This is a genomic window from Thalassobacillus sp. B23F22_16, from assembly GCF_043496955.1.
GTDB classification, from domain to species: Bacteria; Bacillota; Bacilli; order Bacillales; family Halobacillaceae; genus Thalassobacillus; species Thalassobacillus devorans_A.
On the sequence record NZ_JBIEKD010000021.1, the window covers coordinates 15701 to 28713 of the forward strand.

The following is a 13013-nucleotide window of genomic DNA, read 5'->3' on the forward strand; positions in this document are numbered from 1 at the left end:
AGGTACTTTCTCAAACAGAGTGGAACCGCGCGTGGAGCGTCTCTGTGCTGATCAGCATAGAGGCGCTTTTTTATTCGTTAAAAAAGTTTTAGATTTACGAATGCTTTCGTCATAAGTCAAAGGCGATAAGCAGGTATTCTAATATATTTAAGGAGGTCAAGTATGGGGCTATTCAAAATATTCAAGGAAGATGTAGATGTCGTGTTTGACCAGGATCCGGCAGCTCGCACGTATTTTGAAGTTATTCTTACCTATTCCGGGCTGCATGCCATTTGGGCGCACAGGGTGGCCCATGCTTGTTATAAACGGAAATTTTTCTTCATCGCCCGTGTGATTTCACAAATCAGCCGCTTTTTCACAGGGATTGAGATTCACCCCGGTGCGACGATCGGACGTCGTTTTTTTATCGACCATGGTATGGGTGTAGTAATTGGGGAAACCTGTGAAATAGGAGATAATGTGACTATTTTCCAAGGAGTCACTCTAGGAGGCACAGGGAAGGAAAAAGGAAAAAGGCATCCGACTTTGCTGGATAATTCCCTTGTCGCTACAGGGGCGAAAGTGCTTGGTTCGATTACCATCGGGGAAAATTCCAAAGTGGGAGCAGGGTCTGTGGTATTGAACGATGTTCCTGATAATTCTACCGTAGTAGGGATTCCGGGACGGGTAGTCATCCAGGACGGGAAGAAAGTAAGGAAGAAGGACCTGGATCACCACAAGCTTCCTGACCCGGTATATGATCGATTGAAAGCGATGGAAGAAGAAATCATGCGGTTGAGAAAACAGATTGACGATAGCGAAGGAGCGATTCACGATGGCCATAAAAATTTATAATACGCTGAAACGGACAAAAGAGGCATTCACTCCTCTCGAAGAAGGTAAAGTGAAAATGTATGTATGCGGACCGACCGTATATAACTATATCCATATCGGGAACGCCCGACCGGCTATCGTATTCGATACTGTTCGCCGGTATTTCGAATATAAGGGGTATAACGTCGATTATGTACTCAACTTTACAGATGTCGATGACAAGCTGATCAAAGCAGCTAATGAAATGGGAGAAGAGGTGCCCGCGATTGCCGACAGGTTCATCGGTGCCTACAAAGAGGACGTCAAAGCTCTCGGTGTAAAGGAAGCCGTCCATCATCCCCGCGTTACTGAAAATATGCCAGAGATCATTGAATTCATTAAGGGTTTGATCGATAAAGGCCATGCCTACGAATCCGATGGAGATGTTTACTTTAAAACACGTTCGTTTGATCAGTATGGTAAACTGTCCCATCAGTCCATTGACGAACTACGTACTGGAGCACGGATCCAAGTTGGTGAGAAGAAGAAAGACCCGCTTGACTTTACTTTATGGAAACAGGCGAAACCGGGAGAGATTTCCTGGGAGAGTCCATGGGGCAAAGGGCGCCCTGGCTGGCATATTGAATGCTCGACAATGGCCAAAAAGTATTTAGGTGAAACGATTGATATTCATGCCGGTGGACAGGATTTAACATTCCCGCACCATGAAAATGAGATCGCCCAATCGGAAGCTCATAACTGCCAGACATTCGCAAATTATTGGATGCACAATGGTTATATCAATGTGGAAAATGAAAAAATGTCCAAGTCGCTTGGCAACTTTGTTCTTGCCCATGACTTAATCCAAAAGCACGATCCCAATATCATCCGCTTCTTTATGCTAAGTGTCCATTACCGTCACCCAATCAACTTCAGTGATGCACTTCTGGAAGGGGCGAAAAACAGCTTTGATCGGATCCGCAATGCCTATGAAAATCTTCAGCATCGTAAACAAGCAAGCATGGATCAAGCCGACCAGAAAGAGTGGCTGGAAAAAGTTGCACAGCATAAACAGCGGTTTGCAGAAGAGATGGACGATGATTTCAATACCGCCAATGCGATATCGGTATTATTTGATTTGACGAAAGATGCCAACTTGTATCTTCAATCTCCGCAAACTTCTACAGAAGTGATTGAGGCGTTCGAGGAAGCTCTGGTTTCGCTTACGGGTATTCTCGGAGTAGAATTGAAGCAGGAAGAGCTGATTGATGAAGAAATTGAAGCCTTAATCCAAAAACGGATTGAAGCAAGAAAAAACAGGAACTTTGAACTTGCCGACCAAATCCGTGATGATTTGAAAGCAAGGAATATCATTTTAGAAGATACACCACAAGGGACGCGCTGGAAACGGGGATGAACCATGAAGAAGATAGAAGTAAAACAAATGAAAAGCCTGGCCCTTGCTTATATGGGTGATGCTGTATATGAGATGCATGTACGGCATCACCTATTAAGTCAGGGTGCTGTAATGCCGAATCAGCTGCACCGTTCTGCGGTTCGCTTTGTTGCAGCTACCTCCCAGGCAGCTGTCGTACAAGCCTGGATAGCGGATAACTTCCTAACAGAAGAAGAACAAGGGGTCGTAAGAAGGGGAAGGAACGCTAAATCTGGTTCCATTCCAAAAAATACCGATGTGCAAACGTATCGTTACAGTACAGGATTTGAAGCGCTGCTTGGGTACCATTATCTCTCAGGGGCTGTGGCTCGTCTCGAAGAACTTGTAACAGACGCTATCCGACAGGTAGAAGAGAAAGGGGTTGATAGGAATGAGTGAAGAATGGATTATTGGGAAAAATCCTGTATTTGAAGCGTTGAAGTCAGGTCGTACCATCAACAAAGTATTTGTTTCTGATCAGTTGCAGCATCAGGCGTTTCAGAAGATCCAAAACCTGGCGAAAGAAAATGGGGCACTGGTTCAAAAGGTTCCAAGAAAAAAGATCGATCAGCTGGTGGATGGGAACCACCAGGGGGTGGCGGCATCGGTCGCTGCCTATGATTACAGTTCGTTAGATGACTTATTCGCAAAAGCAGAGACCTTGGGTGAGGCTCCTTTTTTCATCGTGCTGGATGAAATCTCAGACCCCCATAATCTTGGTTCTGTTCTGCGAACGGCAGATGCGGTCGGGGCGCATGGAGTAATTATTCCTAAGCGTCGTTCGGTCGGGTTGACCGCTACAGTAGCCAAAACATCAGCAGGTGCCATTGAATATATTCCGGTCGCCCGGGTGACGAACCTCTCTCGTACGATAGATGAATTGAAGGAGCGGCATGTGTGGGTGGCAGGAACCGACGCGGAAGGTACAGAAGATTATCGCCAACTGGATGGTGAGATGCCGATTGCCCTGGTGATCGGGAGTGAAGGGAAGGGAATCAGCCGGATTATCAAGGAAAAATGTGATTGGACGATCTCGCTTCCGATGAAGGGTAAGGTAACATCTTTAAATGCTTCCGTCGCTGCGTCCCTCTTAATGTATGAAGTCTATCGTAAACGAAATCCAATAGGACGATAACGATGATTGTACTATTAGTAGATGGTTATAACATGATCGGCGCCTGGCCTGAGTTGAAGAATTTAAAAGATAAAGACCTCAGCCAGGCGCGTGACCTGTTGATCGACATGATGGCTGAGTATCAGTCATATACCGGTGAGCGCGTCATCATCGTGTTTGATGCTTATCATGTGAGGGGACTGGCAAACAAAGAAAAAAACCATCGCGTGGAAGTCATATTCACCAGGGAAAATGAAACAGCGGATGAGCGGATTGAGAAATTAGCGGGAGAGTTGAATGATGTACGGACCCAGGTGTATGTAGCTACCTCGGATTACGCGGAGCAGCGGACAATCTTTGGTCAAGGTGCTTTTCGAAAGTCAGCGAGGGAGCTTTACATCGAAGTGAAAAATATTGAAAGAACCATCGAGAAGGATGTAGAAGCTCATAAACAACTAAAATATCAGCCTAAAATACCGATAAAAAAAGAGGTGCTGGACGTTTTTGAGAAATGGCGCCGGGGTGATAAATGAGCCAAGAGCCTTGTTGACGTTTTGGAAGGGCTTACTGTATAATATTTCTATATTCAGGGCACTACGGGTCGGGGGGAATCCTGAGTGAGCATCGTTCAAAAAGAAGTGGACATCCATGATTACGAAAAGCTGGAAGATGAAGAAATCATCGAACGGATTAATGAGGGTCACAGCCAGGCGCTCGATTATCTGATCAATAAGTACAAAAATTTTGTCCGTGCCAAAGCCCGGACGTATTTTCTGATTGGTGCGGATCGTGAGGATATTGTGCAGGAGGGTATGATCGGTCTTTATAAAGCCATTCGGGACTATAAAGAAGACAAGCTCTCATCCTTTAAAGCCTTCGCTGAATTATGTGTCACCCGCCAGATTATTACCGCCATCAAAACTGCCACTCGTCAAAAACATATTCCGCTTAATTCTTATGTATCCTTGGACAAGCCGATTTATGATGAAGAATCCGACCGTACCCTGCTGGACGTGATAGCTGGATCAAAAGCTATTGATCCGCAAGAATTAATTGTTAATAAAGAAAAATTCGGCGACATGGAAGATAAAATTTCAGAATTATTAAGCGACTTGGAGCGGAAAGTACTCACTCTCTACCTGGACGGAAGATCCTATCAGGAAATTTCTGCTGAGTTGGACAGGCATGTAAAGTCGATTGATAATGCCTTGCAGCGAGTAAAGCGGAAACTGGAAAAATACCTGGAAGTAGCTGAAATCATATTATAATCCTGCATTGACATGCCTTGACATGCGTGCTACATTTATGAGAGTGAAAATTCCTCTTATTTGAGGGGTGTATGATGAGAAAAAAAGTAGTCTTAGCCTGTACTGTTTGTATGAGTAGAAATTACAGTTCTTATAAAAACCCATCGAACCAAGCGGAACGGCTTGAGGTTCGTAAATTTTGTAAAAAATGCGGCAAACACACATTGCATCGAGAAACAAAATAGAGAAAGAAGCCGACAGGCGCAAGGTTGGGGGAGGTTTAGCATGTTTAAGTTCTTGAAGAACGTGTCTCGTGAAATGCAGAAGGTCAGCTGGCCTAAAGGTCAGGAACTTGTGCGCTACACGATTACTGTTTTAACTACAGTGGCATTTGTTTCTGTGTTCTTCGCAGTCGTCGATTTAGGCATTTCTTGGGGTCTTGAATTATTCTTCCCTGAATAATGCTGTCGGATTTATGCTATAATGGTGAATAAGATTGACGTTTAAAAACCCGTTCCGCGGGTTTTTTCAATGCTCAAATTTTGAAAGATAAGGGAGGGAAGGGCAAGGAGCTTGTCCTGTATACATGGAAAAAAGATGGTATGTGGTTCACACCTATTCCGGTTACGAAAATAAAGTAAAAACGAATTTAGAAAAGCGTGTCGAGTCGATGGGCATGGAAGATAAAATCTTCCGTGTACTAGTGCCCGAAGACGAAGAAACAGAAATAAAAAATGGGAAACGTAAAGTAGCGAAAAAAAAAGTATTCCCTGGATATGTACTGGCTGAAATGGTGATGACCGATGATTCCTGGTATGTTGTCCGCAATACACCTGGTGTGACCGGGTTTGTCGGATCGACAGGCTCCGGTTCAAAGCCGACCCCTCTCCTGCCTGAAGAAGTAGAGACGGTGCTTAAACGTATGGGAATGAAAGAGCCAGTCACCGACATCGATTTTGAATTGAAAGAAAGTGTCTCAGTGACCGATGGTCCTTTCGCCAATTTCACGGGTACTATCGAACATATCGACCTGGACAAACAAAAGGTGAAAGTCCACGTAAATATGTTTGGAAGAGAGACTCCAGTAGAACTGGACTTCTCTCAAATAGAAAAATTATAACTCTCCTCTTGCAAACAGGTCGTAAAGATGCTAAAATTTTTATGTTCTTTATGTGCCTCGGACAAAGAGGAAGTCAACATATTGTAATCTGAGTGGGAGGGCATCGCCCCATTACCACATCACGGACTTAAGGAGGTGTGTCTCGTGGCTAAAAAAGTAATCAAAGTAGTAAAGCTTCAAATCCCTGCAGGTAAAGCTAACCCAGCACCGCCAGTAGGACCAGCGCTAGGTCAAGCGGGTATCAACATCATGGGTTTCTGTAAGGAGTTCAACGCTCGCACACAAGAACAAGCGGGAATGATCATTCCAGTTGAAATCACGGTATTTGAAGACCGTTCATTTACATTTATTACGAAGACTCCGCCAGCTGCAGTGCTTCTTAAAAAAGCAGCCGGTATTGATACTGCATCAGGCGAACCGAACCGTAACAAGGTTGCAACGCTTAAGCGTGACCAGGTAAAAGAGATTGCGGAAACAAAAATGCCTGACTTGAATGCTGCTGACGTTGAAGCTGCTATGCGTATGGTTGAAGGTACTGCGCGTAGTATGGGTATCGTTATCGAAGACTAATCCCACAGCGTCGCTCTTATTGGAGTTAAAGGTTGCGAGAATGGAGGTTGCTTTCATTCCGCAACCTTTATTCGTGGGAGGTATAACCGTTAAAACCACAACGAGGAGGAAATAATAATGGCTAAACAAAGCAAAAGGTATCAAGAAGCTCAAAAGCTTGTTGATCGTGAAAAAGCATATGAAGTAAAAGAAGCAGTCGAATTAGTGAAAGAAACTGCTAAAGCTAAGTTTGATGAGACAGTAGAAGCTGCTTTCCGTTTGGGTGTAGACCCTAAGAAAGCTGACCAGCAAATCCGTGGGGCAATGGTTTTGCCGCATGGTACAGGTAAAACACAACGTGTTCTTGTATTCGCTAAAGGTGAGAAAGCAAAAGAAGCAGAAGCTGCTGGCGCTGACTACGTAGGCGATCAGGACATGATCAACAAAATCAACCAAGGCTGGTTCGAATTTGACGTAGTTGTCGCTACTCCGGACATGATGGCTGAAGTAGGTAAGCTGGGTCGTGTGCTTGGACCTAAAGGTCTAATGCCTAACCCTAAGACTGGAACTGTCACTTTTGAAGTGGAAAAAGCTGTCCAGGAAATCAAGGCTGGTAAAGTGGAGTACCGTGTAGACAAGTCTGCTAACATCCACGTACCAATCGGTAAGGTTTCTTTCGATACAGATAAGCTGGTTGAAAACTTTGAAGCAATCACAGAAACTCTTGTAAAAGCAAAGCCGCAGGCTGCTAAAGGAACTTACATGAAGAATTCCGCTATTGCTTCTACAATGGGTCCTGGAATTAAAGTAGATATCTCCAGCTATATCCGCAAATAATTCACTGTTGACTTTTAATTGCATTAAGCATATAATGAATGATGTTGTTTAAATAAATACGTTATACCGTAGACAGCAGGTGCGTTTTCGCGCTTAATTTCCTGCCGAGGTGTGTGAATAAACGAAACGGTTGTCCGTTTATAATCGTTTCTCACCATAAAGCCTCCATGTCTACATGGGGGCTTTTTTCATCTTGAACACTTGCCGTTTTGAAAATGAAACAGGCACCTGACGGTATGATGAAAAGTCAATAGGAGGTGGAATGATGAGCAAAATTATCGAGCACAAAAAACAGATTGTATCTGAAATTGCAGACAAGCTTCGTAATAGTAAGTCTACTATCCTTGTAGATTACCGCGGACTTGATGTTGCTGAAGTGACTGAGCTTCGTAAGCAGCTGCGTGAAGCTGGCGTTGACTTCAAAGTGTACAAAAACACAATGACTCGCCGTGCGACAGAAGAAGCTGAGCTTACTGAGCTTAACGACACATTGGTTGGTCCGACTGCGATTGCTTTCAGTGATGAAGATGTCGTAGCGCCTGCCAAAATCCTTAACAACTTCGCTAAGGATCATGATGCCCTTGAAATCAAAGGAGGCGTCATCGAAGGCAATGTAGCCAGCCTTGAACAAATCAAGGAACTTGCAGATCTTCCAAACTACGAAGGTCTTGTATCTATGCTACTCAGCGTGCTTCAAGCACCTGTCCGCAACTTCGCTTACGTTACAAAAGCAGTTGCAGAGCAAAAAGAAGAACAAGGCGCGTAATAGCGTTTTATGCTTACGGTTAAATTATAAAACTAACAATTTTAAGGAGGAACTTAATCATGAGTCATGAACAAATTATTGAAGCGATTAAAGAAATGTCTGTTCTTGAGCTTAACGATCTAGTTAAAGCTATTGAAGAAGAATTCGGAGTAACTGCTGCAGCACCAGTTGCAGTCGGTGGCGGCGGTGCAGCTGAAGCTGCTGAAGAGCAAACAGAATTCGACGTAGTACTTGAGAGCGCTGGAAGCTCCAAGATCAAAGTCGTTAAAGCTGTTCGCGAAATCACTGGTCTTGGACTGAAAGATGCTAAGGACCTAGTTGATAACGCTCCTGGCGCTATCAAAGAAGGCATTTCTAAAGAAGACGCTGAAGAAATCAAAGGTAAGCTAGAAGAAGCAGGCGCTTCTGTAGAAGTTAAGTAATTTCATGCTTGAGAGGTAAAGCTCGCTGTTCATCGGCGAGCTTTCTTTTTCTTATACTTTAAGTAACGCCCAAGACAAAGGATTTCTTCATTAGAACTTGTCGATAATCCGAGTTTTGTTTGAAAGTGATGATCGAACCCAATGAAAAGCAGGTGCATGATATTGACCGAGCACTATTACTCCAATAAAACGGAAACTCAAAGCGAAGAACGGACATGGCAGTTCACACTTAAAGGTGAAACTTTTCGCTTCACAACGGATAATGCAGTTTTCTCGAAGAAGGAAGTAGACTTTGGCTCCCGTGTGTTGATTGAAGCTTTTCAGCCACCGGAAATAGAGGGCGATTTATTGGATTTAGGTTGTGGCTATGGACCGATTGGTTTGTCTATTGCTAAAGCAAACCCGGACAGGATAGTTTATATGGTAGATATAAACGAACGTGCGGTAGAGTTGTCAAGAAAAAATGCCGAACAAAATAGCATAGCAAATGTTGAAGTCAGGGTAAGTGATCGCTTAAGCCAGATAGAGGACATCCGGTTTGCTGCCGTGTTGACCAATCCTCCCATTCGTGCGGGGAAGAGAGTAGTCCATTCCATGTTTGAAGAAGCTCACCAATCCCTGATTGATAAAGGCGAACTTTGGGTAGTCATTCAAAAGAAACAAGGGGCCCCATCTGCCCGCAAAAAACTCGAGGAATTGTTCGGTGAGGTAGAGGTAGTAGATAAGCAGAAAAGATATTATATCTTTCGGGCTAAAAAGGTTTGACTGGCATATACGTTTATGCTATTATTGGAAAATGCCTATATATGCACTCCTGTGTCAAGGTTTTTTTCGTGTTTTATGTATAAATTTAGTGAACGCGGTTCACAATGGTAAAATCGAAGAAAATAATAGGGTGGCATACGGTTTGTTTCTATAATAGAAGAACGTTTCTTTTTTGTCTAACGTTAGAGAGAAATGAAGTTTCTTTTTTAGATCCCATCCGCATTTGCGGATGACAATATATATCAGCTTGTGGTCGATATTAGCTTCCATAAGCTTGTTCGGCATGTTTGCCGGACCCTTTTTACGTAAGATCGAAAGTGGGAAGTGGATTACTCGCTATCAGCTTGAAATGCTTCCGCTTTTATTATTAAAATGCTTGATTTGAGGGGTGAAGCAGTTGACAGGTCAACTAGTTCAGTATGGACGACACCGCCAACGCAGAAGTTATGCGCGCATCAGTGAAGTACTAGATTTACCTAACTTGATTGAAATTCAGACAGCTTCCTATGAGTGGTTCTTAGAGGAAGGTCTGAAAGAAATGTTCCAGGATATTTCTCCAATTGAGGATTTCACCGGTAATCTATCGCTTGAGTTTGTAGATTATAGTTTAGGTGAACCTAAATATCCTGTGGACGAATCGAAAGATAGAGACGTTACCTATAATGCTCCTTTACGTGTGAAGGTCCGTTTGTTGAATAACGAAACAGGTGAAGTGAAAGAGCAGGAAGTATTTATGGGTGACTTCCCGTTGATGACAGATACAGGTACTTTCGTCATCAATGGTGCCGAGCGTGTCATCGTATCACAGCTTGTCCGCTCACCAAGCGTGTATTTCAATAATAAAATTGATAAAAACGGTAAGAAAGGCTATACAGCCACCGTCATTCCAAACCGTGGTGCATGGTTAGAGTTTGAAACGGACGCAAAGGATGTCGTCCACGTTCGTATCGATCGTACTCGAAAGCTGCCAATTACGGTTCTTTTGCGTGCGCTGGGCTTTGGTACCGATCAAGAAATCATTGACCTTATCGGGGACAATGAATATTTGAAAAACACATTAGAAAAAGACAACACCGAGAACAGTGAAAAAGCGCTTCTTGAAATCTATGAACGTCTACGTCCGGGAGAACCACCGACTGTGGAAAATGCCAAGAGTTTACTGGTTTCCCGCTTCTTCGATCCGAAGCGTTATGACTTGGCTCGTGTTGGCCGTTATAAAATGAACAAAAAACTTCATATTAAAAACCGTTTGTTCAATCAAACGTTAGCTGAAACGCTAGTAGATGAAGAGACTGGGGAAGTTTTAGCTGATAAAGGTGATAAAATTGACCGTCGTCTGTTGAACAAACTGCTTCCATATTTGGAAGGACAGGATGAAAACACTGGAGAGGAACTCCTTGAGCCGCATGATGGGGTGCTGGAAGATCCAATCAAAATCCAGTCCATCAAGATTGTTGATCCTACTGATCCAGAAGGGGAAAGAACAATCAACGTAATCGGCAACTCTAATATTGAAAAAACAGTCAAAAACATCACGCCTGCTGATATCCTTGCATCGATCAGCTATTTCTTCAACTTGCTTCACCAAGTTGGTGACACCGATGATATTGACCATTTAGGTAACCGTCGTTTGCGTTCTGTCGGTGAATTACTGCAAAACCAATTCCGTATCGGATTGTCCCGTATGGAACGTGTGGTGCGTGAGCGTATGTCTATCCAGGACACCTCTTCCATTACACCACAGCAATTGATCAACATCCGTCCAGTAATTGCATCAATTAAAGAGTTCTTCGGAAGCTCTCAGTTGTCGCAATTCATGGATCAGACGAACCCGCTTGCAGAATTGACGCACAAGCGCCGTCTGTCTGCCTTGGGACCTGGTGGTTTGACTCGTGAACGTGCCGGATTTGAAGTTCGAGACGTACACTATTCCCACTATGGGCGTATGTGTCCGATTGAAACGCCGGAAGGACCGAATATCGGCCTGATCAACTCGCTTTCCTCTTACGCAAAAGTGAATGAGTTCGGTTTCATCGAAACTCCATACCGTCGTGTGGATCCGGATACCAACAAAGTTACGGATCAAATCGACTACTTGACTGCCGACGAAGAAGATAACTACGTGGTAGCTCAGGCGAACGCGAAACTTGAAGAGGACGGTTCATTTACAGATCCAGAAGTCATCGCCCGTTTCCGTGGTGAAAACACGGTTGTCAGTCGTGAACGACTTGATTACATGGATGTATCACCAAAGCAGGTAGTATCTGCTGCGACGGCATGTATCCCATTCTTAGAGAATGATGACTCCAACCGTTCCCTGATGGGTGCGAACATGCAACGTCAGGCGGTGCCATTGTTAAATCCGGATTCGCCAATTGTTGGAACTGGCATGGAATATGTCAACGGTAAGGACTCCGGTGCGGCTGTCATTAATCGTCATGAAGGGATTGTCGAGCGCGTGGAAGCGAAAGAAATTCACGTACGTCGCATCTCTAAAGTTGATGGTAAAGAAGTAGAAGGCGATCTGGATCGTTATCGTCTGCAAAAATTCATTCGTTCCAACCAGGGAACTTGCTATAACCAGCGTCCGATTGTTTCCAAAGGAGACCGTGTTGCCAAAGGTGAAATCCTTGCTGACGGTCCGTCGATGGATAAAGGTGAGCTGGCTCTTGGTCAAAACCCTCTAGTAGCATTCATGACATGGGATGGCTACAACTATGAGGATGCCGTCATCATGAGTGAACGTCTGGTGAAGGATGATGTATACACCTCTGTTCATATTGAAGAGTATGAATCAGAAGCCCGTGATACAAAGCTTGGACCAGAGGAAATCACACGCGATATCCCTAACGTCGGGGAAGAAGCGTTAAAAGACTTAGATTCCCGCGGTATCATCCGTGTTGGTGCTGAAGTCAGCGATGGTGACCTGCTGGTAGGTAAAGTTACACCTAAGGGTGTGACAGAGCTATCTGCTGAAGAACGACTATTGCATGCAATCTTCGGTGAAAAAGCTCGAGAAGTACGGGATACTTCCTTGCGGGTGCCGCATGGAGCAGGTGGAATTGTGCTTGACGTGAAGATCTTCAACCGCGAAGATGGCGATGAGCTTCCTCCTGGTGTCAACCAGTTGGTACGTGTCTATATTGTTCAGAAGCGTAAGATTTCTGAAGGGGACAAGATGGCTGGTCGACATGGTAACAAAGGTGTTATCTCTAAAATCTTGCCGGAAGAGGATATGCCGTTCCTTCCAGATGGTACACCGGTAGATGTCATGTTGAACCCGCTTGGTGTACCGTCCCGTATGAACATCGGGCAGGTACTGGAATTACACTTAGGTATGGCAGCACGTCAGCTGGGCATCAAAGTAGCGACGCCGGTATTTGACGGTGCACGAGAAGAAGATGTCTGGGAAACATTAGAAGAGGCGGGAATGCCGCGTGATGCGAAGACCATCCTTTATGATGGCCGTACCGGTGAACCGTTTGACAACCGTATCTCTGTCGGCGTGATGTATATGATCAAGCTGGCACACATGGTTGATGATAAACTCCATGCACGTTCAACCGGCCCATACTCCCTCGTTACACAACAACCGTTGGGTGGTAAAGCGCAGTTCGGTGGACAACGTTTCGGTGAAATGGAGGTATGGGCACTGGAAGCATATGGTGCAGCATATACCCTTCAGGAAATCCTGACTGTCAAATCCGATGACGTTGTTGGCCGTGTGAAAACGTATGAAGCAATCGTCAAAGGGGAAAACGTACCTGAACCTGGTGTACCAGAATCATTCAAGGTCTTGATCAAAGAGCTGCAAAGCTTGGGTATGGATGTGAAGATTTTGGCAGGAGACGAATCAGAAATTGAAATGAGAGATATCGAAGAAGAAGAAACGAAAGCTTCTGAGAACCTGAATCTCGACCCGGAAGAATAAAAACTCTTAGCAATAGTCCTGATGTTCTAAGCTTA

16 protein-coding genes and 2 other annotated features (1 of these 18 cut by a window edge) are annotated in these 13013 nt (G+C 44.4%); of the genes, 15 read left to right on the forward strand and 1 reads right to left on the reverse strand.

Translation table 11 applies throughout. The features are described from left to right. Window positions 1–47: a binding site (T-box leader), on the forward strand (it extends 166 nt beyond the left edge of the window). 115 nt (window positions 48–162) lie between these two features. From cysE to ACGTNI_RS15155, 14 genes are all read left to right on the forward strand, one after another. After that, window positions 163–834 carry a serine O-acetyltransferase gene (cysE, locus tag ACGTNI_RS15090; RefSeq protein WP_394463618.1) on the forward strand — a complete coding sequence of 224 codons (672 nt, stop codon included), beginning with the start codon at window positions 163–165 and terminating at the stop codon, window positions 832–834. Beyond that, window positions 815–2209: a cysteine--tRNA ligase gene (cysS, locus tag ACGTNI_RS15095; protein ID WP_394463619.1), complete on the forward strand. Its 1395-nt coding sequence runs from the start codon at window positions 815–817 to the stop codon at window positions 2207–2209. Before cysE ends, cysS begins: the two co-directional genes overlap by 20 nt. Before the next feature lie 3 nt (window positions 2210–2212). Further along, window positions 2213–2626 carry a Mini-ribonuclease 3 gene (locus ACGTNI_RS15100; RefSeq protein ID WP_394463620.1) on the forward strand — a complete coding sequence of 138 codons (414 nt, stop codon included), beginning with the start codon at window positions 2213–2215 and terminating at the stop codon, window positions 2624–2626. Beyond that, window positions 2619–3362 carry a 23S rRNA (guanosine(2251)-2'-O)-methyltransferase RlmB gene (gene rlmB, locus ACGTNI_RS15105; protein ID WP_394463621.1) on the forward strand — a complete coding sequence of 248 codons (744 nt, stop codon included), beginning with the start codon at window positions 2619–2621 and terminating at the stop codon, window positions 3360–3362. Before ACGTNI_RS15100 ends, rlmB begins: the two co-directional genes overlap by 8 nt. A 2-nt stretch (window positions 3363–3364) precedes the next feature. Continuing rightward, the gene (locus ACGTNI_RS15110) at window positions 3365–3874 is read left to right on the forward strand and encodes an NYN domain-containing protein (protein WP_394463622.1); all 510 of its coding nucleotides are present in this window, start codon (window positions 3365–3367) and stop codon (window positions 3872–3874) included. A gap of 84 nt (window positions 3875–3958) precedes the next feature. Next, window positions 3959–4609: an RNA polymerase sporulation sigma factor SigH gene (sigH, locus tag ACGTNI_RS15115; RefSeq protein WP_085504862.1), complete on the forward strand. Its 651-nt coding sequence runs from the start codon at window positions 3959–3961 to the stop codon at window positions 4607–4609. A gap of 74 nt (window positions 4610–4683) precedes the next feature. After that, window positions 4684–4833 carry a 50S ribosomal protein L33 gene (rpmG, locus tag ACGTNI_RS15120; RefSeq protein WP_085504863.1) on the forward strand — a complete coding sequence of 50 codons (150 nt, stop codon included), beginning with the start codon at window positions 4684–4686 and terminating at the stop codon, window positions 4831–4833. Between the two features lie 40 nt (window positions 4834–4873). Then, complete coding sequence (gene secE, locus ACGTNI_RS15125; protein ID WP_085504864.1) at window positions 4874–5050, forward strand: preprotein translocase subunit SecE; 177 nt, start codon at window positions 4874–4876, stop codon at window positions 5048–5050. A gap of 124 nt (window positions 5051–5174) precedes the next feature. Further along, window positions 5175–5708, forward strand: a complete 534-nt coding sequence (gene nusG / locus ACGTNI_RS15130) for a transcription termination/antitermination protein NusG (RefSeq protein WP_062438238.1) — start codon at window positions 5175–5177, stop codon at window positions 5706–5708. A 144-nt stretch (window positions 5709–5852) separates the two neighbouring features. Further along, window positions 5853–6278 (forward strand): 50S ribosomal protein L11, encoded by a 426-nt coding sequence (gene rplK, locus ACGTNI_RS15135; protein ID WP_062438240.1) that lies wholly within the window; start codon window positions 5853–5855, stop codon window positions 6276–6278. Between the two features lie 117 nt (window positions 6279–6395). Beyond that, window positions 6396–7094, forward strand: a complete 699-nt coding sequence (rplA, locus tag ACGTNI_RS15140) for a 50S ribosomal protein L1 (RefSeq protein WP_062438243.1) — start codon at window positions 6396–6398, stop codon at window positions 7092–7094. Window positions 7095–7142: 48 nt separating this feature from the next. Then, window positions 7143–7292, forward strand: a sequence feature (ribosomal protein L10 leader region). A 67-nt stretch (window positions 7293–7359) separates the two neighbouring features. Continuing rightward, window positions 7360–7860 carry a 50S ribosomal protein L10 gene (gene rplJ, locus ACGTNI_RS15145; RefSeq protein WP_394463623.1) on the forward strand — a complete coding sequence of 167 codons (501 nt, stop codon included), beginning with the start codon at window positions 7360–7362 and terminating at the stop codon, window positions 7858–7860. 59 nt (window positions 7861–7919) lie between these two features. Further along, window positions 7920–8282: a 50S ribosomal protein L7/L12 gene (gene rplL, locus ACGTNI_RS15150; protein WP_028781703.1), complete on the forward strand. Its 363-nt coding sequence runs from the start codon at window positions 7920–7922 to the stop codon at window positions 8280–8282. 162 nt (window positions 8283–8444) lie between these two features. Next, a complete protein-coding gene (locus ACGTNI_RS15155) occupies window positions 8445–9047 on the forward strand; it encodes a class I SAM-dependent methyltransferase (protein WP_394463624.1) in 603 nt (200 codons plus the stop codon). Between the two features lie 99 nt (window positions 9048–9146). Here ACGTNI_RS15155 and ACGTNI_RS15160 read toward each other — a convergent pair whose 3' ends face one another. Further along, complete coding sequence (locus ACGTNI_RS15160; protein ID WP_394463625.1) at window positions 9147–9332, reverse strand: hypothetical protein; 186 nt, start codon at window positions 9330–9332, stop codon at window positions 9147–9149. 103 nt (window positions 9333–9435) lie between these two features. Between ACGTNI_RS15160 and rpoB the strand changes: the two genes are divergently transcribed. Continuing rightward, complete coding sequence (gene rpoB / locus ACGTNI_RS15165) at window positions 9436–12978, forward strand: DNA-directed RNA polymerase subunit beta (RefSeq protein WP_176223872.1); 3543 nt, start codon at window positions 9436–9438, stop codon at window positions 12976–12978. The last annotated feature ends 35 nt before the right edge of the window (window positions 12979–13013 follow it).